Origin of the sequence: Hyalangium ruber, assembly GCF_034259325.1 — a bacterium.
Taxonomy (GTDB): domain Bacteria; phylum Myxococcota; class Myxococcia; order Myxococcales; family Myxococcaceae; genus Hyalangium_A; species Hyalangium_A rubrum.
In genome coordinates this window covers 34,974-61,057 of the sequence record NZ_JAXIVS010000005.1, presented here as the reverse complement: position 1 = coordinate 61,057, position 26,084 = coordinate 34,974, and the positions used below count along the sequence as shown (strand labels likewise).

The 26,084-nt window shown below is 68.5% G+C and carries 22 protein-coding genes; 12 read left to right on the top strand and 10 right to left on the bottom strand.

Features of this window, described 5'->3' with window-relative positions; all coding sequences use genetic code 11:
• Positions 1–16 precede the first annotated feature (16 nt).
• Positions 17–1,294 (top strand): DEAD/DEAH box helicase, encoded by a 1,278-nt coding sequence (locus SYV04_RS15820; RefSeq protein ID WP_321546612.1) that lies wholly within the window; start codon positions 17–19, stop codon positions 1,292–1,294.
• A 27-nt stretch (positions 1,295–1,321) separates the two neighbouring features.
• On the opposite strand, the gene SYV04_RS15815 is transcribed toward SYV04_RS15820, so the two are convergent.
• Positions 1,322–3,040, bottom strand: a complete 1,719-nt coding sequence (locus tag SYV04_RS15815; protein WP_321546611.1) for a B12-binding domain-containing radical SAM protein — start codon at positions 3,038–3,040, stop codon at positions 1,322–1,324.
• 130 nt (positions 3,041–3,170) lie between these two features.
• Here SYV04_RS15815 and aqpZ point away from each other — a divergent pair, with 130 nt between their 5' ends.
• Together aqpZ and SYV04_RS15805 are read left to right on the top strand one after the other, a co-directional pair.
• Positions 3,171–4,016: an aquaporin Z gene (gene aqpZ, locus SYV04_RS15810; RefSeq protein ID WP_422723948.1), complete on the top strand. Its 846-nt coding sequence runs from the start codon at positions 3,171–3,173 to the stop codon at positions 4,014–4,016.
• A 227-nt stretch (positions 4,017–4,243) separates the two neighbouring features.
• Complete coding sequence (locus SYV04_RS15805) at positions 4,244–4,708, top strand: hypothetical protein (RefSeq protein WP_321546609.1); 465 nt, start codon at positions 4,244–4,246, stop codon at positions 4,706–4,708.
• 1 nt (position 4,709) lies between these two features.
• Here SYV04_RS15805 and SYV04_RS15800 read toward each other — a convergent pair whose 3' ends face one another.
• The 3 genes from SYV04_RS15800 to SYV04_RS15790 form a co-directional block, all read right to left on the bottom strand.
• Positions 4,710–5,333: a helix-turn-helix domain-containing protein gene (locus SYV04_RS15800; RefSeq protein WP_321546608.1), complete on the bottom strand. Its 624-nt coding sequence runs from the start codon at positions 5,331–5,333 to the stop codon at positions 4,710–4,712.
• 140 nt (positions 5,334–5,473) lie between these two features.
• Positions 5,474–5,605 (bottom strand): hypothetical protein, encoded by a 132-nt coding sequence (locus tag SYV04_RS15795; protein ID WP_321546607.1) that lies wholly within the window; start codon positions 5,603–5,605, stop codon positions 5,474–5,476.
• A 129-nt stretch (positions 5,606–5,734) separates the two neighbouring features.
• On the bottom strand, positions 5,735–6,514 hold the full coding sequence (locus SYV04_RS15790; protein WP_321546606.1) for a hypothetical protein: 780 nt from the start codon (positions 6,512–6,514) through the stop codon (positions 5,735–5,737).
• Between the two features lie 119 nt (positions 6,515–6,633).
• On the opposite strand from SYV04_RS15790, the gene SYV04_RS15785 reads away from it, so the two are divergent.
• Entirely contained in the window at positions 6,634–7,821 is a 1,188-nt protein-coding gene (locus tag SYV04_RS15785) for a hypothetical protein (protein ID WP_321546605.1), read from the top strand.
• Positions 7,822–7,881: 60 nt separating this feature from the next.
• Here SYV04_RS15785 and SYV04_RS15780 read toward each other — a convergent pair whose 3' ends face one another.
• On the bottom strand, positions 7,882–8,916 hold the full coding sequence (locus SYV04_RS15780; RefSeq protein WP_321546604.1) for a glycoside hydrolase family 18 protein: 1,035 nt from the start codon (positions 8,914–8,916) through the stop codon (positions 7,882–7,884).
• Between the two features lie 22 nt (positions 8,917–8,938).
• Positions 8,939–9,727 carry a hypothetical protein gene (locus SYV04_RS15775; protein ID WP_321546603.1) on the bottom strand — a complete coding sequence of 263 codons (789 nt, stop codon included), beginning with the start codon at positions 9,725–9,727 and terminating at the stop codon, positions 8,939–8,941.
• A gap of 27 nt (positions 9,728–9,754) precedes the next feature.
• On the opposite strand from SYV04_RS15775, the gene SYV04_RS15770 reads away from it, so the two are divergent.
• Positions 9,755–11,119: a S1 family peptidase gene (locus SYV04_RS15770; protein ID WP_321546602.1), complete on the top strand. Its 1,365-nt coding sequence runs from the start codon at positions 9,755–9,757 to the stop codon at positions 11,117–11,119.
• Positions 11,107–12,075 (top strand): FHA domain-containing protein, encoded by a 969-nt coding sequence (locus tag SYV04_RS15765; protein ID WP_321546601.1) that lies wholly within the window; start codon positions 11,107–11,109, stop codon positions 12,073–12,075. The genes SYV04_RS15770 and SYV04_RS15765 overlap by 13 nt, the downstream gene beginning before the upstream one ends.
• 4 nt (positions 12,076–12,079) lie before the next feature.
• On the opposite strand, the gene SYV04_RS15760 is transcribed toward SYV04_RS15765, so the two are convergent.
• Complete coding sequence (locus tag SYV04_RS15760) at positions 12,080–13,060, bottom strand: aldo/keto reductase (protein WP_321546600.1); 981 nt, start codon at positions 13,058–13,060, stop codon at positions 12,080–12,082.
• Between the two features lie 112 nt (positions 13,061–13,172).
• Here SYV04_RS15760 and SYV04_RS15755 point away from each other — a divergent pair, with 112 nt between their 5' ends.
• The 3 genes from SYV04_RS15755 (at position 13,173) to SYV04_RS15745 (ending at position 17,192) form a co-directional block, all read left to right on the top strand.
• Positions 13,173–14,423, top strand: coding sequence for a putative DNA modification/repair radical SAM protein (locus tag SYV04_RS15755; RefSeq protein ID WP_321546599.1), 1,251 nt, complete (start codon positions 13,173–13,175; stop codon positions 14,421–14,423).
• Positions 14,420–15,820 carry a UdgX family uracil-DNA binding protein gene (locus tag SYV04_RS15750; RefSeq protein WP_321546598.1) on the top strand — a complete coding sequence of 467 codons (1,401 nt, stop codon included), beginning with the start codon at positions 14,420–14,422 and terminating at the stop codon, positions 15,818–15,820. Before SYV04_RS15755 ends, SYV04_RS15750 begins: the two co-directional genes overlap by 4 nt.
• A 106-nt stretch (positions 15,821–15,926) precedes the next feature.
• The gene (locus tag SYV04_RS15745) at positions 15,927–17,192 is read left to right on the top strand and encodes a phospholipase D-like domain-containing protein (RefSeq protein WP_321546597.1); all 1,266 of its coding nucleotides are present in this window, start codon (positions 15,927–15,929) and stop codon (positions 17,190–17,192) included.
• A gap of 15 nt (positions 17,193–17,207) precedes the next feature.
• On the opposite strand, the gene SYV04_RS15740 is transcribed toward SYV04_RS15745, so the two are convergent.
• Positions 17,208–18,086, bottom strand: coding sequence for an N-acetylmuramoyl-L-alanine amidase family protein (locus SYV04_RS15740; RefSeq protein ID WP_321546596.1), 879 nt, complete (start codon positions 18,084–18,086; stop codon positions 17,208–17,210).
• A gap of 291 nt (positions 18,087–18,377) precedes the next feature.
• Positions 18,378–20,888, bottom strand: coding sequence for an endopeptidase La (lon, locus tag SYV04_RS15735; RefSeq protein WP_321546595.1), 2,511 nt, complete (start codon positions 20,886–20,888; stop codon positions 18,378–18,380).
• A 248-nt stretch (positions 20,889–21,136) separates the two neighbouring features.
• On the opposite strand from lon, the gene SYV04_RS15730 reads away from it, so the two are divergent.
• Entirely contained in the window at positions 21,137–22,345 is a 1,209-nt protein-coding gene (locus SYV04_RS15730) for a vWA domain-containing protein (protein WP_321546594.1), read from the top strand.
• Positions 22,346–22,432: 87 nt separating this feature from the next.
• Here SYV04_RS15730 and SYV04_RS15725 read toward each other — a convergent pair whose 3' ends face one another.
• On the bottom strand, positions 22,433–23,257 hold the full coding sequence (locus SYV04_RS15725; RefSeq protein ID WP_321546593.1) for a peptidoglycan recognition protein family protein: 825 nt from the start codon (positions 23,255–23,257) through the stop codon (positions 22,433–22,435).
• A 377-nt stretch (positions 23,258–23,634) separates the two neighbouring features.
• Here SYV04_RS15725 and SYV04_RS15720 point away from each other — a divergent pair, with 377 nt between their 5' ends.
• Positions 23,635–24,504 (top strand): ImuA family protein, encoded by an 870-nt coding sequence (locus SYV04_RS15720; RefSeq protein WP_321546592.1) that lies wholly within the window; start codon positions 23,635–23,637, stop codon positions 24,502–24,504.
• A gap of 23 nt (positions 24,505–24,527) precedes the next feature.
• Positions 24,528–26,039, top strand: coding sequence for a Y-family DNA polymerase (locus SYV04_RS15715; RefSeq protein ID WP_321546591.1), 1,512 nt, complete (start codon positions 24,528–24,530; stop codon positions 26,037–26,039).
• The last annotated feature ends 45 nt before the right edge of the window (positions 26,040–26,084 follow it).

The following is a 26,084-nucleotide window of genomic DNA, read 5'->3' as shown; positions in this document are numbered from 1 at the left end:
CCGAGCCCCCCAGTCCATGACCTTCACTTCCCTCGGCCTCTCGGAGCCGCTCGCCCGTGCCGTGGCCGACCTCGGCTATGGCGCGCCCACGCCGGTCCAGCGCGAGGCCATCCCCGCGGTGCTGCGGGGCCGCGACGTGTGGGCCTGCGCGCGGACGGGCTCAGGGAAGACCGCCGCGTTCGTCCTGCCCCTCCTGCACGCCCTGAGTGCGCACCCGGGCCGGGCCCCGAGACAGGTGCGCGCCCTGGTGCTCGTCCCCACGCGCGAGCTCGCCGCGCAGATCTCCGAGGCGATTGGCCGCTATGGGCGCTATCTGCCGAGGCCGCTGAAGACCTGTCTCGCGGTGGGCGGCGTCTCGATCAACCCCCAGATGATGGCGCTGCGTGGTGGCGCCGACCTGGTGGTGGCGACGCCCGGACGCGCGCTGGACCTCGTGAAGCAGAATGCGCTGCGGCTCTCCTCGGTGGAGACACTGGTGCTCGACGAGGCGGACCGGCTCCTCTCGCTAGGCTTCTCCGAGGAGCTCACGCGCCTCCTGGAGTTGCTGCCCGCCCGCAGGCAGAACCTGCTCTTCTCCGCGACCTTTCCGCAGGCGGTTCAGACGCTCGCGGCGCAGCTCCTTCACGAGCCCACCCGCGTTAGCGTGGACTCCTCCGAGCCGCCCGCCGACACGCCCGAGGCCCTGGGCACCATCGAGCAGCGCGCCATCGAGGTGGACACGGACAAGCGCACGCCGCTGCTGCGCCGGCTCATCGAGACGCATGCGTGGTCCCACGTCCTCGTCTTCGTGGCGAGCCGCCATGGCGCTGACCACGTCGCGCTGAAGCTGAATCGCGCCGGCATCCTCGCGGCGGCGCTGCACGGTGAGTTGAGCCAGGGCGCGCGCACGCAGGCGCTCGCGGACTTCCAGGCCCAACGCGTGAAGGTGCTCGTCGCCACGGACGTGGCTGCCCGCGGTCTGGACATCGAGCGGCTGCCAGCGGTGGTGAACTACGATCTGCCGCGCTCCACCGTGGATTACCTGCACCGCATCGGGCGCACGGGCCGCGCGGGACAGTCCGGTGTGGCGGTCAGCTTCGTTACCCCGAGCACCGAGGCCCACTTCCGCCTCATCGAGCGCCGTCACCACCTCAAGCTCCCGCGCGAGCGCCTCGCGGGGCTCGAGCCGACCGAGCTCGCCCCGCCGGTGCTGGACCCGCAGGGCGGCGTGAAGGGCAAGCGCAAGAGCAAGAAGGACAAGCTGCGGGAGGCAGCGGCCGCGGCACAGAGCCCCACGCGCAAGCGGCAGGGGTAGGCATGTGCCCTACGGGGCTGCACGGCCTCACGCCGGCTGCAGGAAGCGTCCGTCAACGAGATGGTCGATGACCTCTCGCGCCGAGTTCGGGTCGAGCTTCACCTTCGCTCCCAACTGCGTCACCGCGCTGGCGACCGTCGTCGGTTGCTCGAAGGCAGCCAGGGTGCTCAGGAGAATCCTGCCGTCCTCGCCCTGATCCAGCGTCGGGTCGGTGAACCTTCGCGGGCTGACCGAGGGTGCGCAAGCCAGGCCTGTGCCGTCGATGGACCGCACGACGGTCACCTGTTCCTGCGCCACCTTCGCCGGAACCCGGTGGTGTCCCAACCAATCGCCGAGCTTGAACCGGAGCGTCGAGGGGGCGGTGTTCCGCAGGCGCGTACGGCCGTTGATCGCGATCCTTCGCCTCGCGTCTCGGTGCTTCCATGCGAGGGAATCCACGTGATCCGACGTGCGCTGCACCGCTTTCTCGAGCGCCGCGTCGCGGAAGCGCAGCATCGGCACCGACACGTCGCCGGGCTCGCGTCGCTCGAAGTAGTCGAGGAACTCCGTGAACGTTCGCGCTTCGGTCTCCATGTCGAACCGCGCGGGGTGCTCGGTGACGAGCGCACCGGGCTGCGCTTCGAGTCGCTGGTAGCCCACCACGCAGTCGAGGCTGATCACGCGCTCCACGAGGCGGACTTCCTCTTCGAGCGTGGCGGCGCTGGCGAAGGGGAGGCCCGCGATTCCGGAGATCTCGATACCCAGGTTCGGATGGCGCCGGCAGCTGTCGATGAGCTTCAGCAGCTCCTGGTCCGTTGCACATGGCTTGAGCAGGCCGCGCCGCATCTGCTCGAGCCGCTGCTGCTCCGAGAAGCAACCGATGTCGAGCACCATGTAGACCTTCTCGAAGGTCCGGGCCAGCGCGTCGATGAGCTCGATCCGGGCCACTCCCCACAGGAAATACGTGCAGGAGTGGCGTGAGAGATCGACTCCCGCCCAGGTGCTTTGCAGGAACTCCGCCGAGCTACCCGAGAAGTCGTAGCGCATCTGCCACGTCTGGTGGGCGATCTCCTGGTGGTCGCGGCGCACGCTCTCCTCGGACCGCAGGAACGGCTTCGCGCGTCCGAACGCCGCCTTCTGGTTGCCACGAGCCCCGCCGCAATAGAGGCAGTTCTCGCCGCACCCCTTGCCGGGAGCGACCCACCCCGAGAAGGCGTGGCGATCCTGCTGACTCAGGAAGATGTCGTTGAAGTGCGAGTAGTAGATGTCTTCGCTGTTCTTGGCGCCTTGCACGTACGCCAGGGGCAACCGCCGCGGGCTGCCGTCCGGATCCCGGGTGACGCAGTTGGGAGGGGAGGGATCGCCCTGGCAGAGCGCCAGCAGCGGCAGCTCGCCGTCGCCCAGGACGATGTGGTCGATGCAATCGAACGCGTTCAGCTCCCGCCACCAGTACGACGCGCTGTTGCCGCCCACGACGATTCGGATCTCGGGGTCGATCTTGCGCAGCGTCCGAGCCAGGAGCAGCGCGCGGTGGATGTGGTGGAACCACTTGAGGCTGATACCGACGAGCCGGGGCCGCACGCGGGCCACCAGGGCTTCGAGCGAGCGGACGACCTCGTCCTCGGATTCGTCCCCGTCGTAGAGCCGGACGAAGGCCTCGATCCCTCCTCGTCGCAGGTAGCCCGCGAGATAGAGGATTCCGCAAGTGGCTTCGCCGGTTCCGGCGCCGAGGAGGAGGACTGGAGAGAGGACGCGACGGCCATGCATGAGACGAAACCCGACCTTCCGAACGTCGCGAGTATAGACGGTCGGGCCTGGTCCCTGCGGGCAATTGCCTGCGGGACATGCATGAGCAGTGTCACGAGCAGTGAACTCTTGTGGTGGAGACGCCTCAGTCCTGGGCGCTCCGCCGGTGAGGCTGGCCATGGCGAACCCCCCTGTGAAGGTGGCTGCTCGGTCGAGGAGCAGCGAGGCGATGCGTCGGTATCTGGCCGAGCTGGTCGGGACCTTCGTCCTGGTCATCGGAGGCGTGGGCGCGGCCGTCCTGGCGGGTGATCGCATCGGCTTCCTGGGCGTCTCCTTCGCGTTCGGGCTGTCGCTGCTGGCGATGGTCTATGCCATCGGTCCCATCTCGGGCTGCCACATCAACCCCGCGGTGACGGTGGGACTGATGCTCTGCGGGAAGATCGAGCGCCGACACGTCCCCGGCTACCTCATCGCTCAGTGCGTGGGGGCAATCATGGCGGCGGGCATCGTGCTCCTGATGGCGAAGGGGGGCCCGGAGGGCTACTCGGCCGTGGCTCAGGGGCTGGGAGCCAACGGGTTCGACGCTCACTCGCCGGGCAACTACGGGGCGGGCACGGCCTTCCTGGCCGAGGTCGTCCTCACCTTCCTCCTGGTGTTGACCGTGCTGGGGGCCACGGATGCTCGGGCGCCCGTGGGCTTCGCGGGCCTGGCGATCGGCCTCGTGCTCACGCTGATCCACCTGGTGGGCATTCCCCTCACGAACACCTCGGTGAACCCCGCGCGCAGCCTGGGGCCCGCGGTCTTCGTCGGTGGCTGGGCGTTACAGCAACTCTGGCTGTTCATCGTCGCGCCGCTGCTGGGCGGAGGGCTGGCGGCGGCTGTCTACCGCACGGTCCATCGCCCGGCGGTGGAGATCCCCGCCGCTCGGGCCGAGCAGGCTCTGGAGAGCGAGCGAGCCGAGCGGGTCGCTCCTCAGCGTCCGGCCGAGAGTCCATGAAGTGCTGGGTTCGTGACAGGAGGCGTCCGTCCACCGCGTGACGCCTCCGTCCGCGCCAGCAGACGGGTATCCGTCCCAGCCAGCCAATCCTCCGCTCCGAAGGGGAGTGCCTCCGCTGCCTTGGAGGAAAGCGAAGCAATGCCCCACGGTTCAATCGAAGTATCGGTGCGGGTGCTCTATCCCTGGGACGCTTTCTTCACTCCGGCGATGCCGGGAGGAGCCCACAAATGATGACCGCGAACGCCATGCCCATGAACATGCCCAACCAGAACATGCCGATGATGGGCATGAATCCGATGATGGGCGGGATGATGCCCATGAACATGATGGGCGGGATGATGCCCATGAACATGATGGGCATGAACCCGATGATGGGCGGGATGATGCCCATGAACATGATGGGCGGCATGAACCCCATGATGATGGGCGGGATGATGCCCATGAACATGATGGGCGGCATGCCGATGATGATGCAGATGCCGATGATGATGCGTCAGATGGCGCCGATGATGTGCCGCATGACCTGCGAGATGACCAAGGACGGCATGATGTGCAAGATGATGCCGATGGAAGGTCAGGACATGGCGATGATGAAGGAGTGCTGCGACGCCATGACCAGCATGATGGCCATGGGCGCGCCGATGATGATGATGTGCAACGGCATGCCCATGATGATGTGCATGTCGAAGTAGCTCAGCCCACCTCTTCGGCGTACGTCATCACCAGGTACATGGTGAGATCGTCCTGCCCCACGTTCCGGTAGACGTGGGGCTTGTCCGCCTCGAAGAGGATGGCGTCCCCCGGGGCAAGCACGTGGCGCTCGGCGCCAATCTCCATCTCCAGCGTGCCCCGGGTGACGATCAGGTTCTCCAGCGTGCCAGGAGGGTGGGCGTCGGCCCGCTCCTCGCTCTGGGTCCTCAAGGTCAGCTCGTAGAACTCCACCCGCCGCGGCTCGTCGAACGGGAAGAGCGCCCGGGAGGCGAAACGCCCGTCATGCGAGGTGAGCCGCTTGGCTTGCTGCGCGCGCATCAGCCGCGTGCCCGTGCCACCCGTGTTGCTGATCAGCGCCGAGAACGGCAGGTCCAGCGCCCGGGCGATCTTCCACAGCACGTTGATGGTGGGCGCGCTCTGGCCCAGCTCGATCTGCCCGAGCATCGCCCGGCTTACGCCCGAGGCCTTGGACAGCCGCTCGAGCGACAGGCCGCGCTGCATGCGCAGCCTCCTCAGGTTGCGGCCCACCACGGGTGCCATGTCCTGGTCGGCATCTGGGTGTGCCACCTCGTACGCCCACGCCTCGTCGCCAGGGGCGGGAGGCATGGCGGGGGATCGCGTCGAGAGGAGCTCCTCGGAAGAAGACTCGGGGGACACGTCCGCGGGTGCCGAGGCCTCGGGCCCGGCACTCTTGCGGCGTGGTGGACCGCTTCGGCCTTTGCGTCCGCTGTTCTCCCGTACCGACTTCATACCGGCCAGACTACCACCCACACCCATACCGGCATCCACGGCCGAGCGGGGGTGGCTCGCGTCATCTGACACTGCTCGGCCTCGCGCTTCTTGCGGAAGTCTTGCAGGTCGATGACGGCGGCGTTCATGGGAGAACCTCTTTATCGGACAGACGTCCGTCAAAACGGATGTAGCTATATATCCGTTATAGCGGATGGAGTGTCAAGGGGGGCCCGGGAGGCGAGCGCCCGGCTCCACGTTTCGGGGTGGGGCGGCCTTCAGCCCTCGAACGAGGAGGCCCTGTTCCCCGAGCCCTGGCCCGCCAGCGGCTTGTAGGGGAAGTAGAGGTTGCGCACGAAGCGGGTGAAGACGTGCTCCTCGTTCCAGCGCTGCCGCGCCATGCCGTACACGCCCGGGGCGCGCAGGTCGTGCCCTGTCACCGTGGGGATGAACTCGCGCTCGCTGTAGAGGGCGAACACCTCATCCACCATGGCGCGGCTGCGGTAGGTGCGCAGCATGGTCCGGTAGACCAGCTCGTTCTCCTCCTGGGTGAAGGCCAGCCCCTGGATGGCGTGCGCCATCTCGTGGAAGACCAGGTGCGGCTCGGGGGCCAGCTTGTCCTGGCGCAGGGCGATGCGCGCCCGCTCCCAGTCCGGGTGATCCCAGAAGAGCCCCGCAGCCTGCGGCGAGACGGAGCGGGGGTAGCCGTAGCGCGCCATCGGCTGGCCGGGGGGAATGAGATCGATCGCCACGGGCCGTGAGGCCTCCAGCCGGCCGATGAGCTGCAGGTTGCCCGAGAGCTGCCGGACGATGTCGCCCTCCACGCGCTGGAGCTGCTCGGGCGGCGCGCCGTGGGCCACCATCGTCACCTTGGCCTTCACGTACGCCCGGGCACGCGCGGGGCCCTCCGGGGGAGGCTTGCCCTGGCGGGACTCGAAAACATCTCCGCCCGTCAGCAAGGTGAAGGCGGACAGGGGAAGCCGCTTCCCGTGCTCCGCCGCCAGCGGGGTGATCTCCGGCGTGGAACCGTCCAAAGTCTCATAGGTTGGCGACGTCATGGGTCGCTCCTCCAGAGGGTGGGCGAAAAAATACCAGGCAATATGGCAACTTGGGCGAGGGCTGTGCCGAAAACTCCTCCAACGACGTACGCCTATTCGACCCTCTGGAGTTGTCGACCATGACCTCCCCCATCCGCAACCGCGCTGACGGCTTCGTTCGCCCCAGCACCCTGGGCCCTCAGCCGACGGCCCTTACCCCTCCGCAGCAGAACACCGTCGCCCCCTCCCGTACCAGCAACTCGAGCGCGCAGTTCCGTTCCACCCTGGACCAGAGTGGCTTCGAGACGACGACGGCCGCTCCCTCCCAGCAGCAGACGGCGAGCAGCTTCGAGACGACGGCGGCCGCTCCTTCCCAGGACGTGGGCGGCGCGGCGCCGGTGAACAACGGCCTCGCCGTGGCGGAGCCCGCTCCCGCGGCGCCCCCCAACCCGCATGCGCAGCTCGATGCGCTCAAGCAGTCGTCGATCGAGGACAAGAAGGCCTTCCTCCAGCAGTTCGGCGTCGACGCCAAGCACCTGAACAAGGCCAAGGAGAGCGAGATCAACGCCGCCTTCGATAAGGCGATCGACTCGCTGAAGAACCCCGGCAAGGTGAAGTTCAAGTTCAAGATCGGCGGCAAGAAGTACGAGGCGAAGATCAACCTCGACGCGCGGACCGGTCAGCTGGAGATCAAGTTCAAGCGCAAGAAGGGCTTCTTCAGCAAGCTGGGCAGCGCCCTGAAGAAGATCGGGAAGATCGCCCTGCAGGTGGCCAGCTTCATTCCGGGCCCCATCGGCGTGGTCGCCCGCGTGGCCAACGCGGTGATCAGCGCGGTGAGCGCCTTCAAGAAGGGTGACATCCTGGGTGGCATCGCCGGCATGGCGGGCGCCATCGCGGGTGGTGCCGGCGCGCTCGCGGGCAAGGCGACCGCGGGCGTGGCCCGCACGGTGGCCAACGTCGCCACGGCGGTGCAGCGCGGCGCCACGGCGGTCAGCTCGGGCATCACCGCGGTGCGCAACGGCGACTGGAGCGGCCTGCTCGGCGCGGTGGCCAGCGGCGCGCGCGGCGTGGCGGACTCCATCGGCGGCATGGCCGGCGGCGTGGCCAACGGGCTGAACAAGGTGGCGGACTGGGCCACCCGGGGCAACCAGGTGCTGCAGACGGCTTCGGCCGCTCGCAACGGCGACATCCTCGGCGCCATCACCTCCGGCTCGGAGCTGGCCAACACCGTGGCGCCCAACAGCCGCGTGGCCCGCGTGCTCGGCAACGTCTCCAACGGCGTGTCTCAGCTCGGCAACGTGCAGAGCTTCCTGAACGCTCGGAACTGAGTCCGCGCCGCTCGCGGCTCGAAACGGGGAGGGGGCTCGAGGCTCCTTCCCCGTTCCTTTTCAGGGGGACGCGGGCTTCAGGAAGTGCTCGCGGAGGTGCCTCCACTCGGCGTCATCCATCACCCAGTCGGAGTAGAGGGCCACGCCCTGGTAGTTCGCGGGCAGGCTTCGGGCGGACAGGCCCGCGTGGATCCCCCGCAGGCCCGTGGGGACGTTCTCCACGTGAGGGTGGTGGTACCCCACGCCCGTGTCCTCGTAGGCGGGCAGCCCCAGGAGGACCGGAGTGCCGCCGGACCAGGCGAGGACCTCCTGGGTCCACTCGGTCATGAGCCACTGGTAGACCTTCGGCACGCGCAGCGCGGTGTCGTACATCATCACCGCGAGCTGATCCGTGCGCCGCGCCACCTCGCGGTAGTAGGCCGCGTCCCAATGCACCTCGGTGTAGGGGTGCCACCGCGTGGGAGGTGGGTAGGCCGCCACGGACAGGAGCTTGCCCGGAGGCAGCACGGCGCGGATCTCCTCCAGCAGCGTGAGCAGCTCCGGGTGACCGCTGGGCCAGGGCTCGATGTTGACGTGGACACCGGCCAGCCGCGGATGGGCCTGGAACAACTCCTGGATCGAACGGACGAAGCCCGCGCGCCAGCCGGGGATCTTCGGGAAGCAGTCGTCATCCAGCACGCCGCCGACCCAAGGCATTACACGGAACCCCTCCATGCCCTGGAGGAAGCGCTCGGTCTGCACCGAGTCGACGGGAGGCAGCTTTCCGTCGAGCTGGGCCGGAGCGACGTGGGGGAACACATCGGTGATGCGGTGCTCGCGGAGCCGCTGCGCCAGCTCCGCGACGCGCGCCGAGTCCCGGAAGTGCGGGATGCGGTCCTTCTTGTTGTTGCGCTCGAACCAGCTGTCGTCCCCCATCCAGCCGTGCTGCAGCCACATGCCGTTGCGCCCCAGGTCATGCCGGCCATCGGTGACGTCCTGCCCGGGGGACCAGAGGGCGTAGCCGAGGCACACGAGCAGGGCGAGCGTGATGACGGGCGTCAGGATGCGCCAGCCCGGGCGGCGCACGAGGCTCCAGATCTTCGCGGCGGCACTCACGGAGATTCCTTGTCGAGAGGGCTCAGAGGGGCTTGAGCGTGCCGCCGGACCAGCCCAGCACCCCCATCAGCCGCAGCGACTTGCGACGGCTGGCCATGTTCGCCACGAACTCATTGCTGAGCACCACGAGCGTGTTGCCCGAGGGAGAGACGAACACCCGATCCAGCGCCGCCTTCCGGGCGCCGGTCATGCGGGTGGAGTAGGAGAACGGCACCTTGCGCGTGAGCACCTTCTGCCGCGTCTCGCCCTTGCGCAGGTAGAGCTCCTGCTCCGAGGTGCCGCGCGCCTCTCCGGACTTGGGGTGGGTCGTGGTGCCCTGGAGGCGCTCTTCGAACTCGAAGGTGAAGGGGGCCTGGGGGCCCTGGTTCACGGTAAGGGTAGGGCCGTTGAACTGCGGGATGAAGGTCTGCCCCCGAGCGTCCAGCTTGATACCCAGCGCGTCGAGCTTCTTCTGGGCGGCCTCCTGACGCTTCTTGGACTCCTCCGGAGGGGTACACTTCTCCCGGTCGTAGATGGGGAAGGTGGAGAGCAGCCGGCCTCGCTCGTAGACCAGCACCACCAATCCTCCGTGCAGGGGATTGCCCTCGTTGGTGAGGTATCCCTCGCAGGCGACGGGATCGGTGTGGCTCCCATCGGTGATGGCGGCGTCGCGCAGGTAGAGCCGGAGCGCGAAGCGCTTCTCGTCGGAGGACCAGCCAATGAGCTGGGCCTCATGATCCTCCGTGCCTTGGGCCAGCGGATCCGTGGCGGCGTGGGCGGGGAGGGCGAGGAACAGGGCGCAGAGCCCCAGAGCGCGCAGGAGGACAGTCATAGGAGGCCATTGTACTGTGCGCCCTGCATGTTCGCCTTTCTCGCTCTCGCCATGCTCGCGCAGGCCCCGGTGCCTGCCCCGCCGCCGGCGATCGCCCAGCCTCCCGTGCTCCCCCAGCCCGACGAGCCCCCTCCGGAGGGCGAGCAGGCCCCGGAGGTCGTCCCTCCGCTGCCGGTGGCCACGCTGCCGCCCGCCACCCACGAGCTGTTCGAGCGCATCAAGCGCCGGGTGGCGCAGGTGCGCATCATCGAGCGCCGCTCGGGCACCAAGTCGTCCATCGGCTCGGCCTTCTTCGTGAGCGCCGACGGGCACGCCGTCACCAACTACCACGTCGTCTCCGACCTGGTGTTCCACCCGGAGGACTACACCGCCGAGCTGGTGCGCGATGGTCAGGAGCCCGTGCCGGTGAAGCTGGTGGACGTGGACGTGGTGCATGACCTCGCCGTCGTCCGCCTCGGCCAGCCGGTGTCGGACTTCTTCGCGCTGCTCGACAAACCGCCACCCCAGGGCACGCGCCTGTTCGCCATGGGCAACCCGCAGGACCTGGGCACCACCATCGTCGAGGGCACCTACAACGGCCTCGTCCAGGACGCGCTCTATGATCGGGTGCATTTCAGTGGAGCCATCAACCCGGGCATGAGCGGCGGGCCCACACTCACGGGCGAGGGCCGCGTGGTGGGCATCAATGTGGCCACCATGGGCAACCAGGTGGGCTTCCTCGTGCCGGTGGACCATGCCCGGGCGCTGCTGACGCGGGCGCTCGCGGTGAAGGCGGAGGACACCGGCTCGGAGGCGCTCCTGGCCACGGTGCGCACCCAGTTGCTGGACCACCAGCAGCGCATCACGGAGCGCCTGCTCGCCACGCCTCTTCCGCAGCAGTCGCTGGGCCCCTACCGTGTGCCCGGCCGGTGGCTGCCGTTCCTCAAGTGCTGGGGAGACACTCCGCATGATCCGGAGACGCCTTACACGGTGACCAACTACCAGTGCTCCTCGGAGGACGATCTGTACCTGTCCTCGCAACACCGCACGGGGGTGGTGGCCTACAACCACCAGCACGTCTCCTCGACGAAGCTCGGGGCCCTGCGGTTCTCGGCGCTCTCCAGCGCGTTCTTCGGCTCGGATCCGCCGAGCGTGGAGGCCACGCGCGAGGACGTGACGAACTTCCGCTGCCACTCGGAGTTCGTGCGCTCCGGAGCGCTCACGCTGAGGGCCGGGCTGTGCCTGCGCGCCTACAAGAAGTTCCCCGGGCTCTATGACCTGGTCCTGCGCGCCGCGACGCTGCCCTCGGCGGGGCAGGGCGTGGATACCAGCTTCACCCTGGCGGGCTTCTCGCCGGAGAACGCGCGGAAGCTCGCGCGCCACTACCTGGAGGGGCTCGCGTGGACGAAGTAATTTTCCTGGAGGTGCTGGAAGGGGACTCCCTCCACGCACGCCACCGGCTGGAGCGCTTCCCCGTCACGGTGGGGCGCGGCTACTTCAACGACGTCATCCTGGATGACCCCAAGGTGTCCGCGGCGCACCTGCGCATCGATCGCACTGAAGAGGGAGCGCTGGTGCTGCGCGACGTGGGCAGCCAGAACGGCACCTTCCGGGTGGAGCCCTGGGCCCCGCTGGCCGAGCTGACGCTGGCGCAGGACTCGCGGGTGCAGGTGGGCGACACGGTGCTGCGCTTCCGGGGGCGCACCTACGAGGTGCCGCACACGCTGGTGGGCGAGGCGCCAGTGGGGCCGCAGCAGCGCATCTTCGAGCGGCCCTGGAGCTTCGTGTCGGCGCTCGGAGCGGCCGTGGGCTTCTCGGTGCTCTCCTCGTACGTCACGAGCTACGACAAGACGGACTGGGGCGAGGTAGTGTTCTCGGTGCTGCTGCCGGTGGCGCTCGCGCTCTTCTGGGCGGGCGGCTGGTCCGTGGCGAGCCGGATCGCGCGCCGGCCGTTCCACTTCCGCGCCCATGGGACCATCGGCAGCGTGGTGCTGCTGGCCGTCATCGGCATTCCCGGCGTGCTCACGGTGCTGGGCTTCAGCCTCTCGCTGGGGCCGAGCCTCGCGTGGCTGGCGCTGCTGGGTTACCTGGGGGTGATGGGGTGGGGCCTGTTCTGGCACCTGCGCTATGTGACGCGGTGGGACTCGCGCCGTCTGGCGACGATGGTCACCGCGGTCGTGCTGGGCTTCGGCCTGCTTCTGCAGGCGCAGGAACTGCTGGGCAACGAGGACTTCGACACAGCGCTGGGCTTCCCGCGCACGCTGCTGCCCTCGGCGTTCCGCCTGGCGCCGGCCGCCTCCATGGACTCCTTCTTCGAGGAGACGGCCGGGCTCCAAGAGCAGGTGGACGCGCTCACGAAGGAGCCGTGAGGCGCTACATCCCTCGGACCGGGTGGGGCTGGTAGGGCGCCTCGAGCGCCTTTACCTCGTCCGCCGTGAGCTGGACCTCCACCGCGCGGATGGCCGCCTCCAGGTGCTCCATCTTCGTGGCACCCACGATCGGCGCCGTCACCGCGGGCTTCGACAGCAGCCACGCCAGGGACACCTCCGCCATGGGAGTGCCTCGCGCCTCCGAGACCCGCTTCACCGCCTCCACCACGTCCCAGTCGCTCGGGTGGTCGTAGAGCGCGTCCGCGAATGCGTCCGTGCTCGCGCGGGTCGTGGAGGCGCGGTCCTTCTGCGACTTGCGCGAGCCCGTCAGCATGCCTCGCGCCAGCGGGGACCAGGGGATGACGCCGATGCCCTCCGCCTCGCACAGGGGCAGCATCTCGCGCTCCTCCTCGCGGTACACCAGGTTGTAGTGGTTCTGCATCGAGACGAAGCGTGCCCAGCCGTGGCGCTCGGCCATGCCCAGCGCTCGCGCGAACTGCCACGCGAACATGGAGCTGGCTCCGAGGTAGCGGACCTTCCCCTGGCGCACGAGCTGGTCCAGCGCCGCCAGCGTCTCCTCGAGGGGGACGCGCGGGTCGTACCGGTGGATCTGGTACAGATCGATCGTCTCCACGCCCAAGCGCCGCAGGCTCGCCTCGCAGCCCTGGACGATGTGCTTGCGCGACAGGCCGCTCATGTTCGGCCCCTCGCCCATGTCGAAGAAGACCTTGCTGGTCAACACCACCTCTTCCATCCGCGCGTAGCGCTTCAGCGCTCGGCCCGTGACTTCCTCGCTCACGCCTTGCGAGTACATGTCCGCCGTGTCGAAGAAGTTGATGCCGCTCTCGACTGCTTTGCGGAAGAAGGGCTGCGCGGCCTCTTCGTCCAGCACCCACGGGCGCCATGCCGGGGTGCCGTAGCTCATGCACCCCAGGCAGATGCGCGACACCTTGAGTCCCGTGCGGCCCAGATACGTGTACTTCATCGATTGGCTCCTGTCCGAGAAGCAGGGCTGAACGCCCGTTCCAGTTTTGCTGCGTGGATGGCGGAATTTGCCTGAGAAATTGAAGGTTTAGATGGGGTTCAGGGGGAGCCCCATGGATGTCCGCCAGAAGCTGCAGATCCTCGCCGATGCGGCCAAGTACGACGCCTCGTGCGCGAGCAGTGGAGGGAAGCGCAAGACGCTCCCGGGAGGCCTGGGCAGTGTGGAGGGCACCGGCATCTGCCACAGCTATACGCCCGACGGGCGGTGCGTGTCGCTGCTCAAGATCCTCCTGACGAACTTCTGCATCTACGACTGCCAGTACTGCGTCAACCGCATCTCCAGCGACACGCCGCGAGCGCGCTTCACCCCCGAGGAGGTGGTGCGGCTCACGCTCGACTTCTACAAGCGCAACTACATCGAGGGGCTGTTCCTGAGCTCCGGCGTCCTCAAGAGCGCGGACTACACGATGGAGCAGCTCATCGAGGTGGCGCGCACCCTGCGTGAGGAGCACCAGTTCCAGGGCTACATCCACCTGAAGGCCGTACCCGGAGCCTCGCGCGAGCTGATCGACGCGGCGGGAAAGTACGCGGACCGCCTGAGCGCCAACATCGAGCTGCCCACGGATGGCGACCTGCGCAGGCTGGCGCCGGAGAAGAGCTTCGCCACCACGGGCGAGACGATGCGGGAGATCCACGCGCGGGTAGAGCAGTCGAAGGCCGAGCGTCAGGAGAGCCCCCAAGCGCCGCGCTTCGCGCCGGCGGGCCAGAGCACGCAGATGATCGTGGGCGCCACGCCTACTCCGGACGCGATCATCCTGGACACCGCCAGCAACCTCTACACGCGCTATGGGCTCAAGCGGGTGTACTACTCGGCCTACAGCCCCATCCCCAGCTCGGATGTGCGGTTGCCGGCGAAGTCTCCGCCGCTGGTGCGCGAGCACCGGCTGTATCAGGCCGACTGGCTGATGCGCTTCTACGGCTTCTCCGTGGGGGAGCTGGCCCCGCCCGAGCAGCCCGACTTGCCGCTGGACATGGATCCGAAGCTGGCCTGGGCGCTGCGTCGACGTGACGCGTTCCCCGTGGATGTGAACCGCGCGCCGCGCGAGATGTTGCTGCGGGTGCCAGGGCTGGGCGTGCGCACCGTGGACCGGTTGTTGCGCATCCGGCGGTGGCACCAGGTAACGCTCGCGGACCTGGGACGGCTGCGGGTGTCGCTCACCCGCGTGAAGCCGTTCATCGTGACGGCGGACCACCGGCCCACGGTGCTCCTGGACTCGCCGCGCCTGGCCGAGCGGGTACGGCCTCCTCCCACGCAGCTCTCGCTCTTCTCCAGCGCGGTGGCGGCGCGCACGGGAGAGCTATGACGCGCGTGGGCCTGGAGCCGGACCTCGAGTCGTTCCGGAGCGTGGCGCGGGCGCTGATCGCGCGCGGAGAGGCGCCCGGGCAGGTGCTCTTCGAGGAGGCGCGGGGCAGGCAGGGCTCGCTCCTGGCGGCGGAGCCCCTGCCGGATGCGGGCACCGGGCCCGCGTTGGCCGTGCCGAAGGCGTTCCTGTCGCTGGCGGAGCTCGTAGCGTGCCACCGGGAGCCGGGGCGGTGGGCGCTGCTCTACCGGGTGTTGTGGCGGCTCACCCACGGGGAGCGCCAACTGCTGGAGGTGGAGAGCGACGCGGACGTGTACCGGCTGAGGAGCCTGGAGAAGGCGGTGCGGAGGGATTCGCACAAGATGAAGGCCTTCGTGCGCTTCCGGCGAGTCGAGCGGGAAGGGCAGGAGCACTTCATCGCGTGGCACCGGCCCGATCACCTCATCGTCCGACATGTGGCGCCGTTCTTCGTCGAGCGCTTCGCGACGATGCGCTGGAGCATCCTCACGCCAGATGCCTGCGTGCATTGGGACCTGGAGCGTCTCACGTACGGGGAAGGCGTGCCTCGCTCGGAGGCGCCGGAGGGCGACGCGCTGGAAGCACTGTGGTCCACCTACTACGCCTCCACCTTCAACCCGGCGCGGCTCAACGTGAAGGCGATGCGCGCGGAGATGCCGAAGAAGCACTGGGCCACGTTGCCCGAGGCAAGGCTCATTCCCGCGCTGGTGCGGCAGGCGCCGGAGCGCACGGCCTCCATGGTGACTCCCGAGCTGGAGGTGTCCGAGGCCAGCCACTTCCTGCCCGAGCGCCGGGATCTGCCCGCGCTGGCGTCGGCGGCGAAGAGCTGCCAGGCGTGTCCTCTACACGAGCGCGCGACGCAGGCCGTCTTTGGAGAGGGGCCCCTGGGAGCACCGGTGATGTTCGTGGGCGAGCAGCCAGGCGATCAAGAGGACCGCGAGGGGCGACCCTTCATCGGGCCCGCGGGACAGCTCTTCAACGAGGTGCTGGCGCGGGTGGGCATCCGGCGCGAGGACACCTATGTCACCAACGCGGTGAAGCACTTCGGGTGGACCGGAGACGAGAAGCGGCGGCTGCACGCCACACCGAATCGGCGCGAGGTCCTTGCATGCAAGGCGTGGCTGGAGGCGGAGGTGGCCGCGGTGAAGCCCCGGATGATCGTCTGTCTCGGGGCAACGGCCGCCCAGACCTTCCTGGGGCCGGGTTTCCGCATCAACCGGAGCCGGGGCCAGGTCTTCGAGACACCCTGGACACCGTGGTGGATGGCGACCTTCCACCCCTCGGCGCTGTTGCGGATGCCGGATGAGCAGGCCCGCGAGGAGGCTCGGGCCCACTTCGAGGCGGACCTGCGCAGGGTGGCCGAGCGGCTTCGCTCGCTGTGACTGGTATTTCAGGTCTATCCTGAATTTATTGGGAAATAAGAAAAGCAGATGCTAGGCGGGGCGAACGATCAGCCGGCCACCTTCGGCTGAGAAGGGGAGCATCGCCATGCATTCGAGAGGGAGCCTCCAGAAGTCATGCCGGGCCGCGTTGGCCTGTGGGCTGTTCGGACTGACGGTCGGGAGTGGTTGCGGCGAGGAGCCAATCGCGGAGGCCGAGGCGCTGGGGACGGTTCAGGCGGGGATCCAGTCCGCGTCCGCGACGATCGCGGGCTACCCAGTCTGGGCACACTTCACCAATCCCCCGGCGTACTCGGGCCGGGACTACACGATCCACAACGAGCTGCGGCGGCTCATCGACGCGGCGCCAGCGGGCTCGAGCATCAAGGGGACGATCCACTCGCTGAGCATGGATGGCGTGGCCACCGCGCTACTGAACGCGCAGAACCGGGGCGTCTCGGTCATGGTGGTCATCGACGGGAAGAACGAGAGCTCCACCGATCCCGCGGTGGTGACGATCAAGCAGCTCACCTCGCGTAAGTTCTGCCAGAACTCCAGCGGTGGAACCGGCTGCATCAGCACCAGCGCTGATGGTGACATGCACACGAAGATGTTCACGTTCAGCGCGACCACGGATCCGAACTCCGTGGCTCGGAGCAACGTGTCCTGGTTCAGCTCGGCGAACCTGACGTACGCCTCCGGCTCGGATGCGTTCAACAACGCGATCACCGTCTACGGGGATGCGACCCTGATGAACGGGCTGAACGCCAACTTCTCGGACATGTGGAACCGGCGGCGCTTCTCGGGCAACGACTACTACGACTCGGCCTCGGGGCGTGGGTACTACCAGGCGACGGCGGCGGACGCGTACGCCTCTCCCGAGGGAGTGAACCAGACAGACACCATCGTGACGCGGCTGAACGACCTGACGCCGGATGCCAACTGCCGGCTCCGCGTCGGCATGGCCAACGTTACTGGGGGGCGCCCTGGGCTCGTGGAGCTGGTCAAGCGCTTCAAGGCCTCCGGGTGCGCGGTGTGGATGGTGGTGGGCGGAGACTCCACGGACGGGATCAGCATGGATCAGACCATCTACAACACGCTGCTTGATGCGGGCGTGGCCATCCGGAGGAAGGACAAGGTGCATGACAAGTTCTTCCTCGCGTACGGCAAGTATGGCAGCGCGTACCAGTACCGGGTCTACACGGGCTCCCAGAACTGGACGCAGGACGCGCTGAACGAGAACGAGGAGATCTTCGTCAAGATGGCGCCGGAGACTGGCACCACGCATCCGCTCTATGACGCGTACTACACGCACTTCAACGACGCCTATAACAACGGCGTGACGTGCAGCCGGAGCAACTATCCCTGCAGGTGAGGCGCGGGGGGCGGGCTACTTGCTGGCCGTGACCCCGGTCGAAGTAGAAGGGGCAGAGGAGCGCGGCGTGGAGAGCGCGTCCACGAGCCCCTGCGCCACGGCTGCTCCGAAGGCTTCCAGGGTGCGCTCCTCCTTCCAGCGAGCGGCCTCCTCGAAGTCGAGCGCGTGGTGCGTCTCGATGATGACGGAGGGAATGCGCGGCCGGCGCAGCACGTGGATGCGCCGCCCGGGCTCGTGACGGCTCACGAAGACGCCGGGCTGCGTGTCGCCGTCATACAGGCCCACGTAGTCGGCACCGTCGTAGGGTGGGAAACCCGCCTCCGTCATACGTCGGGACAGAGCGCGCGCCAGGGTCACGCGTCGGGTCTTCAGGGGCTCAGCGGTGTCGTCGGCCCAGAGCACGCTGTAGCCCGGGCCCGTATCCTGGCGGAGACAGGACTGGCCCGGAGTGGGCTCCCACCAGGTGGCCTCGCCGCGAGAGTCCGAGTGCAGGCTGACGAAGACGTCCGCGCCCCAGCGCTCCGCCTCAGCGACGCGGTCAGGGTAGGAGACGTCTTTCCCAGCCTTGCGGCTGAGTCGAATCTGGAAGCGTCCGGTGGCCTCCAGCCGTCGAGCGAGATCCTCGGTGACCCGGAGGGTGAAGTCCGCCTCGTTCTCACAGGTGACGGAGCTGTTGCCCGTGTTGCCGCGGAAGCCATGGCCCGGGTCCAGGTAGATGCGCTTCTTGCGGAAGCCCTTGGGCACACTCAACGGCTGAACCGTGAGCGGAGCGCCCAGGGCAGGCCAAACTTTCGAGGGCTCGGGAGGAGCGCTTGGGGCCGGCTGTGCGTACGCGCGCTCACTGAATCCGGTGACCAGGACCAGCCCCAGCAACGTTCCCACGATTCTCCGCATGGCGGTTCCGACACCCGTATTCATCCCGGCGTTCCCCATGCGCAGGTCCGTCCAAACCTGTCTGACAACCATACAGGTTTGGCAAGAGCGCACCACGGGGGTACTCGAACCCGTGAGCCGAGGGAGAGCGGGACGGCCGGCGCGGGAGGACCCGTCCGCTGACGGGGGGCCCCGCGCCGAGACGAGGGACCCGCGACCTGCGCCCCAGACCGTGCCCCTGTCACTTGGGACAAAAGAAAACGGGCGGGCCCCACATGGGAACCCGCCCGCCTCTCAACTCGCTACCGGACTTCAGTTAGGCATCTCGGCGCCCATGGCCCGGATCTCCGGCGAGGGCTCCGTGCCCGTGGCCGGCACCGGCGCCGCGGTCTGCTCGCCACCGGCCGGCGCGTTCGACGTGCCCTTGAACGGCGAGGACTCCAGCGCCGCCTTGAGCACCTCGTCCATCTGGCTCACGAAGATGAACTCCAGTTCCTTCTTCGCCTGATCCGGCACGTCCACCAGATCCTTGCGGCACCGCTCGGGCAGGATCACCCGCTTGATGCCCGCCCGGTGCGCTGCCAGCACCTTCTCCTTGATGCCGCCCACCGGCAGCACCAGGCCACGCAGCGTCGCCTCGCCCGTCATCGCCGTGTCGCTGCGCACCCGGATGCCCGTCATCAGGCTCGTGAGCGCCGTCAGGATGGTGACGCCCGCCGAAGGACCATCCTTCGGGATGGAGCCTGCCGGGAAGTGCAGGTGAACGTCCGTCTTCTCCAGGAACGTCGGGCTGATGCCCAGCGACTCCGCCTTGCTGCGCAGGTAGCTCAGGGCCGCCGTGGCGCTCTCCTTCATCACGTCGCCGAGCTGACCGGTGAGCGTCATGCCGCCCTTGCCGACCATCTTCGTCGCCTCGATGAAGAGCAGATCGCCGCCCGCCGCCGTCCAGGCCAGACCCGTGGCCACGCCCGGGACTTCCGTGCGCTCGGCCACCTCGGAGTAGAACGTCTCGGGCCCGAGGATCTCCTTCACCCTCTCGCCGTTGACCGTCTGCTTCTCCGTCTTGCCACCCGCCACCTCCACCGCCACCGCGCGGCACAGGTCCGCGATGCGGCGCTCGAGGTTACGCACACCCGCCTCGCGGGTGTACGAGGTGGTCAGCGTCAGCAGCGCCTCGTCCGTCACCTCGATGTGGTCCGACGACAGCCCGTGCTCCTTGAGCTGCTTGGGCACCAGGTGGATCCGCGCGATGCTCTGCTTCTCCTCGAACGTGTAGCCCGACAGCTCGATGATCTCCATACGGTCACGGAGCGGCCCAGGGATCGGATCCAGCTGGTTCGCCGTGGCGATGAACATCACCTTGGACAGGTCGAACGGCACATCCAGGTAGTGGTCGCTGAACGTGTTGTTCTGCTCCGGGTCCAGCACCTCCAGCAGCGCCGCGCTCGGGTCGCCGCGGAAGTCCGCGCCCAGCTTGTCGATCTCGTCCAGCATCATCACCGGGTTCTTCGTCCCGGCCTTCTTCATGCTCTGGATGAAGCGGCCCGGCAGCGCGCCGACGTAGGTGCGCCGGTGGCCACGGATCTCCGCCTCGTCACGCACGCCGCCCAAGCTCAGGCGGACGAACTTGCGCCCGGTGGCCTTGGCGACGCTCTGGCCGAGCGACGTCTTGCCCACGCCCGGAGGACCGACCAGGCAGAGGATGGGGCCGCGCATGTCGTTCTTCAGCTTGCGCACCGCCAGGTACTCGAGGATGCGCTTCTTCACCTTCTTGATGCCGTAGTGGTCCTTGTCCAGCACCTGCCGGGCGTTCTCGATGTCCAGGTTGTCCTCGGACACCTTCGACCAGGGCAGATCGGCGATCCAGTCCAGGTAGGTGCGCGCCACCGTGTACTCGCTCGAGGCCGCCGGAATGGTCTTCAGGCGGTTGAGCTCCTTGGTGGCCACCTTCTCCACGTCGGGCGGCAGGCCGGCCTTCTTCAGGCGCTCCTGCAGCTCGTCGAGCTCCTCCTCCTCCTCGCCCATCTCGCCGAGCTCTTCCTTGATCGCCTTGAGCTGCTGGCGCAGGTAGTACTCGCGCTGGGTCTTCGACATCTCGCCCTTCACGGCGGAGTCGATCTTGTTCGACAGCTTGAGGATCTCGCGCTTGCGGTTGAGCAGCTCCAGCACGAGCTTCATGCGCGCCTTGAGGTCCACCGTCTCCAGGACGGCCTGCTTCTCCTCGATGGGCACGTCCACGTTGGCGGCGATCAGGTCCGCCAGGTGGCCCGGGTGCGTAATCGACTCCACCAGCTCGGTGGCCGCCGCCGGCAGCTCCGGCATCAGCTCGATCACTTCACGGGCGAGCTTCTTCAGGTTGATGCCCAGCGCTTCCACTTCGACGTTCTCGGCCGCCGTCTTGTCCTCCACGGCGTCCACGCGGGCCTTGAGGTAGGGGGCCTCCTGCACCAGCTCCAGCACGCGGAAGCGCGCCAGGCCCTGCACCACCAGCGAGTAGTTGTCCTCGCCCATCTTCAGCAGCTTCACGATGCGGGCCACGGTCCCCATCGAGTAGAGGTCGCTGGCGCCCGGATCCTCCTCCTCGGCGCGGCGCTGGGTGACGACGCCGATGACCTGGTCGTCACGCACCGCGTCCTTGATGAGGGCGATGGTCTTCTGGCGACCCACCGCCAGCGGCAGCACGCCACCGGGGAAGAACACCGAGTTACGCAGGGGCAGGATCGGCAGCACCTGCGGGATGTCCTCTTTGTTGATCAGGCCCGGAGGAGCCATGGCCGTCGGCATGGCGCTGGCGGCGGAACCTTTCTTCTTGTCGTCAGACATGTTGGTTTTTGACCCTCGAAGGGCCCGACCGGGAGTGTCGGGCTGTTGAACACATCAAATTTCTTCTGTGGCAGTTGACCCAACGTAGCAACCAAAACGCGCATGGCAAACGCGACGTGCATTTTTCCGACCGGGAGTTCACCTGTCAGACGGTTCTCGCGGAGCCAGAGCGGGTGGGGCATGCTGCACCCCGGATCTATTCTGATGCGCCGCGTCCACGCGCGTTGCGCGTCGCGGAGGGAGTCCTCGTGAAGGCCCGTATTCCCCCTCGTCTCATCCTCCTGTTCGCCGCCCTGGGAGGAGTGGCGGCCTGTGAGTCGCCCGTGGACCGGCCGGGCTCGACCCTGCCCGGTCGCTGTGAGGCCGAGGCGCCCGTCATCGCTCCCCAGAAGACGGACATCCTGTTCGTCATCGACAACTCGGGCTCGATGGCGGAGGAGCAACAGGCCATCGCCACCGAGCTGCCCGCCTTCCTGGAGGAGCTGCGCCAGGGGGGCGGGGTGACTCAGGACTTCCGGGTGGGCGTCATCACCACGTCGGTGTATCTGCGGTCGTTCTTCAATAACCGCGAGAATTATCGGGAGTACCCGAATGAGGCGGGCCTGCTGCGGCCCGTTCCCACCCCGAGCGGGGGGACGGGCACCGAGCGCTACATCGAGTCCTCGGATCCGGAGGTGCTGGAGAAGTTCCGCCGGCTGGTGAAGCAGGGGGTAGAGGGCAGCGGCCAGGAGACGCCTTTCGAGGCGGTTCGGCTGGCGGTGGCCTCCTCGCTGGCTTCCGCGCCCCTGGAGGAGGGAGGGAACGGGGGCTTCCTGAGGGATGGGGCGCGCCTGCTGGTGGTGGTCGTCACGGACGAGGAGGACTGCAGCACCCTGCAGCGGCCGCCGCCGGTGCTCCTCACCCTGGACACCTCGAGGGATCTCTGCTCGGAGCAGGCTGCGGAGCTCACCTCGGTGGGGGACTACTTCAACATCTTCCAGGGGCTGAAGGACAGCACGGGCGCGGGGCGCGAGGTGCTGTGGGCCACCATCGGCCCGGTGGCGCTGAGCGACAAGCGGGCGGAGCTGGTGTCGGATGGCGCCTTCGTGCGCAACGCGGAGTGTCCGACCTCGTACGGTCCCGGCTTCCGGCACCGGGCCATGTCGGAGCGCTTCAACAGCCGGCTGGAGAACCTGGACTCCATCTGCAAGGCGAGCTACCGCGACACGCTGGTGGCCATCGCCGAGCTGGCGGCCATCTCGCAGAGCATCGAGGTGGTGAACCTGCCGGATCCGCTGCTGGCGCGCGTGGAGGTGACACGCGGCGACGGTACCGTGCAGACGTGCAGCGTGGCGGGGGGAGACCTGCGCTACGACCCGTCCGGGGAGGGCCGGCCCGCGCGCCTCTTCTTCCTGGGCAACTGTCTGCGCCAGTCGGATGACAAGGCCGTGGAGGTGAAGCTGCTGTGCGCCGGGTAACGGCGACGGCCAGGCACGCGCTGCCCGAGGGCAGGTGTACCTGGCCGTGTCCGCGCTAACGCGGTGAGCGCCCGGGGGGCTCTGGAATCAGGAGATGCCCTTGCGCAGCCGGTTCCAGTCGAAGTTGGCGGCCGGGTCGCTCTTGCGGCCCTTGGGCACCGCCACGTCCTTGTGGCCGACGATGTTGTTCATCGGCACCTTGTACTCCTGCTTCAGGTAGCCGGTGAGCTGGGTGAGGGACTTGTACTGTGCGTCGGTGAAGGGCGTCTTGCCGCTGCCGTCGTTGACGATCTCGATGCCGATGGAGCGCCCGTTCACGTCCGTGGGGACGCCGTGCAGCTCGCCCGCGCCCGCGTGCCAGGCGCGCTTCTGATCATTGACCAGCTGGTAGATCTTCCCGTCCTTGTCGATCATGTAGTGCGCCGACACGTCGGAGGCGGGGTTGCGCATGTGGGCCAGGTCCCCCGCGCCGTTGTTGGAGGCGGTGTGGTGCAGGACGATGGTGTCGATGTCCTTGCCACCACGCTCGTTGAAGTTGGGCGAGGGCGCGTTGATGACCGGCGGCTTCTTGAAGACGCCCGGCTTGGGCTCCGGCTTCGGGGGCGTCACCACGGGGCCCGCCAGCGCCTTCTTCATCGCCGCGTGGGTCAGGTCCCCGTAGTAGCCGGTGTTGGGCACCTTGTGGTCGGCCTGGAACTTCTTCACGGCCGCCTCGGTCTTGGGGCCGAAGGTGCCGTAGCCGGTGTTCACCTGCGCCCGGGTCATGTACTTGAGCTGCACCAGCGCGTCCTGCAGCTGCTTGACGCGGGGGCCCTCATCGCCCTTGCGGAGGCCCGCGGCGGGGGCGGTGACGGAGCTGGCGGTGGCGGCGATACGGGGGGCGGTGGCGGACGTCGCGCGAGTCACGGACATGGGAAATTCTCGGAGAAAGAGGAATTTGGAAACCTTGCGCTGATTATCGAATCAGCGTCTCCGGAGTTGCGTGGCCCCAGGGCCCGGCGCGGCGGGAGCCGAGAAATCGGCCTCGGAGCGATTGTCCACAGCGGAAATCCCGGGATTTTCCTCCGGCTGGAAGGCGGCCGGGTGGACAGAGCGATTCGACTCGTCCTGCCGGCGGATCCGGCCTGCAAGGTTGGGCTGAGGGGGAAAGGGCTCGTGATCCCGCGAGGATCGCGAGGGCCCTCGGCATTCGCACATGGCCACCGTCCCAGGTCCTTCGGGCCACCCGTCAGATCCATGAGCATACTGAACTTGTGTGTAGCGGGATCCGGCTCGGAGATTGACGGGATATGAGCGCGACGGCGGAACAGCGATCGGGAGCAGTGGTGGAGCAGCTGCGCGAGCGGATCCGCCAGCTGCAGGCCGCGCCCCGCAGCTACCTGGCGACGCTGCGCACCGGAGTGGACGAGGTAGACGCGCTGCTGCCCTCGGGAGGGTTCCCGCTGGGGCAGGCCGTGGAGCTCTGTGGCGAGGTGGCCTCGGGGCGTACGAGCCTGGCGCTGCGCGCGGTGGCGGCGGCGCACCGGGAGCGGCGGCTGTGCGCCTGGGTGGATGGGCCCAAGGAGCTCTATCCGCCCGCCGCCGCGGCGATGGGCGTGGACCTGTCCCGACTGCTGATCGTTCGTCCCAAGGAGCAGGCGCAGCTGGCGTGGACGGCGGTGCAGCTGGCCCGCAGCGGGGCGTTCGCGTGCGTGGTGGTGGATCTCACCCAGGGCCTGTCGGGCAGCGCCGGGAGCGGGAAGTCCTCCGGGGTGCGGCTATCGCTGGCGGAGGGCAAGAAGCTGGCGGATGCGGCCTTCCGGGGAGGCGGCCTGCTGCTGGTGCTGTCGTCTCCGAGCGCGCCGGCTGATGGCGTGACGCGCATTCGCACCGAGGCGCTGGGGCCCGAGGGGCTCGCGGTGGAGGTGGTGCGAAGCCGGCAGGGCGGCCTGGGCTCACGCTCGGTGATGCCGTGGGCCTCGCTCTACCCGGCGCTGGGGCCCGAGGGCGAGGAGGCGCCGCTGCTGGCCGGAGAGACGCCGACCCAGGCGGACCTCACCCCGGACTTCTATCGCGGGCGCGGTTGGGAGACGCGCAACGCGTGCGGAATCCTCGGCCAGCGCCCGGGGCGTGACGCGCCGATGCCGTCCCTCCGCTCGCGGGCGGGCACGCGCGGCTGAGAAGGGCAGAGGAGGAGGGGAACATGCGGTGGGGGTATCTGCACTTCTCGCGCTTTCCGGCGCAGCGCAAGGTCATCGAGGTGCCCTCGCTGGCGGGGCAGCCCTTCGCGCTCGAGGAAGAGGTGCGCGGCCAGCGGCGGGTGGCGTTCGCCTCGTCGAGCGCGCTGAAGGTGGGCGTGCGGACGGGGATGACGCTGACGGCCGCGACGGCCCTGGAGCCCTCGCTGCAACACTTTCCCTACCGAGCCGATGATGAGGCCCGCGCGCTGACTTCGCTGGGCGAGGCGCTGATGTGCGTCGCGCCGGGCTTCCAGCTCTCGGCGCCAGAGGGCATGTGGTTCGACGCGAGCGCGGCGCACCTCTTTGGCGGAGAGGAGGGGCTGTGCCTGCGGGCGCTAGAGGTCTGCTCGGGCCACGGCTACCGGGGCCGGGCGGTGGTGGCCTCGGAGCTGTTCACCTCCCGAGTGCTGGCTCGCTACGGCACGCGCCCGGTGCTGGTGGTGCCGGAAGGCGGGAGCGCTCGGGCGCTGGCGCCGCTGCCGTTGGCGGCCCTGGAGGGCAAGGAGAGCGAGGCATTCGCCGCGCTGGGGCTGCGCACCTTGGGAGAGGTGGCGGCGCTGCCCTCGGGGGCGGTGACGGCGCGAGGAGGCGCGGGCGCCCTGCGAGCCCACACGCTGTGCAGGGGAGGGGATGACACGCCCTTCGTCGCGGAGGTGCTGGAGGAGGTGCTCGAGGAGCGGATGACGCTGGACTGGCCCGCCGAGTCCTTCGAGCCCCTTCAGTTCGCGCTCAAGACGCTGCTGGATCGGCTCTGCGCGCGACTGGCGGGGCGGCGCCAGGCGGCGGTGCGGCTGCTCTTCACGTTGAAGCTCGATCCCACCGGCAAGGTGGAACTGCCGCTCACGCTGGCCCGGCCCGCGGCGCGCTCGAAGCTGCTGCTGGACCTGGCGCGCCACCAGATGGCGGACCTGCGGCTGGAGAACCCCGTGGCGAGCCTCTCCGTGCGGGTGGAGGAGCACAGCGAGGATCGGGGCCAGCAGCTCGTGCTGGGAGACACCCCGGAGGGAGACGCCGCGCTGGAGGTGGTGCTGTCGCGGCTGGCCACGACGCTGGGCGAGGAGTCGCTCTTCTCCGCGGCGCTGGAGTCGGTCCACCGCCCCGAGCAGGCGTACGCGGCGCGGGCCTTTCGTCCTCCGTCCTCGCCACGAGGCATGGCGGGGGAGTTGCTGCCGGAAGCGGAAGTGGAGGTGCCCGTGGACGAGGTGGCCCGGGAGCGTCCCTCACGCCTGCTGGAGCAGCCGGCCACGCTGGATGCCGAGGTGGCCGAGTCCGGCGAGCTGCTCGCGGCGTGGCTCTTGGGCAAGCGGCGCCGGGTGACGTCGATGGCGGGCCCCGAGCGCCTGAGCGGCGAGTGGTGGGCCGCCGACCCCTACAGCCGCGACTACTACCGGGTCCACTTCGAGGGCTTGGGGCCAGCTTGGGTCTTCCGGGATGCGAAGGACGGTCGCTTCTACCTCCAAGGCCTCTTCGACTGAGCCTGCCTCCACGGCTCCGCGTCCTCGCTTCAGTAACAATCGCCG

Bases quoted from the DNA above. Each gene is read 5' to 3' on its own strand.
- SYV04_RS15820 (WP_321546612.1), top strand. From the start codon at position 17: ATGACCTTCACTTCCCTCGGCCTCTCGGAGCCGCTCGCCCGTGCCGTG.
- SYV04_RS15815 (WP_321546611.1), bottom strand. From the start codon at position 3,040: ATGCATGGCCGTCGCGTCCTCTCTCCAGTCCTCCTCCTCGGCGCCGGA.
- SYV04_RS15805 (WP_321546609.1), top strand. From the start codon at position 4,244: ATGATGACCGCGAACGCCATGCCCATGAACATGCCCAACCAGAACATG.
- SYV04_RS15800 (WP_321546608.1), bottom strand. From the start codon at position 5,333: ATGCCTCCCGCCCCTGGCGACGAGGCGTGGGCGTACGAGGTGGCACAC.
- SYV04_RS15795 (WP_321546607.1), bottom strand. From the start codon at position 5,605: ATGAACGCCGCCGTCATCGACCTGCAAGACTTCCGCAAGAAGCGCGAG.
- SYV04_RS15790 (WP_321546606.1), bottom strand. From the start codon at position 6,514: ATGACGTCGCCAACCTATGAGACTTTGGACGGTTCCACGCCGGAGATC.
- SYV04_RS15785 (WP_321546605.1), top strand. From the start codon at position 6,634: ATGACCTCCCCCATCCGCAACCGCGCTGACGGCTTCGTTCGCCCCAGC.
- SYV04_RS15775 (WP_321546603.1), bottom strand. From the start codon at position 9,727: ATGACTGTCCTCCTGCGCGCTCTGGGGCTCTGCGCCCTGTTCCTCGCC.
- SYV04_RS15770 (WP_321546602.1), top strand. From the start codon at position 9,755: ATGTTCGCCTTTCTCGCTCTCGCCATGCTCGCGCAGGCCCCGGTGCCT.
- SYV04_RS15760 (WP_321546600.1), bottom strand. From the start codon at position 13,060: ATGAAGTACACGTATCTGGGCCGCACGGGACTCAAGGTGTCGCGCATC.
- SYV04_RS15755 (WP_321546599.1), top strand. From the start codon at position 13,173: ATGGATGTCCGCCAGAAGCTGCAGATCCTCGCCGATGCGGCCAAGTAC.
- SYV04_RS15750 (WP_321546598.1), top strand. From the start codon at position 14,420: ATGACGCGCGTGGGCCTGGAGCCGGACCTCGAGTCGTTCCGGAGCGTG.
- SYV04_RS15745 (WP_321546597.1), top strand. From the start codon at position 15,927: ATGCATTCGAGAGGGAGCCTCCAGAAGTCATGCCGGGCCGCGTTGGCC.
- SYV04_RS15740 (WP_321546596.1), bottom strand. From the start codon at position 18,086: ATGCGGAGAATCGTGGGAACGTTGCTGGGGCTGGTCCTGGTCACCGGA.
- lon (WP_321546595.1), bottom strand. From the start codon at position 20,888: ATGTCTGACGACAAGAAGAAAGGTTCCGCCGCCAGCGCCATGCCGACG.
- SYV04_RS15725 (WP_321546593.1), bottom strand. From the start codon at position 23,257: ATGTCCGTGACTCGCGCGACGTCCGCCACCGCCCCCCGTATCGCCGCC.
- SYV04_RS15720 (WP_321546592.1), top strand. From the start codon at position 23,635: ATGAGCGCGACGGCGGAACAGCGATCGGGAGCAGTGGTGGAGCAGCTG.
- SYV04_RS15715 (WP_321546591.1), top strand. From the start codon at position 24,528: ATGCGGTGGGGGTATCTGCACTTCTCGCGCTTTCCGGCGCAGCGCAAG.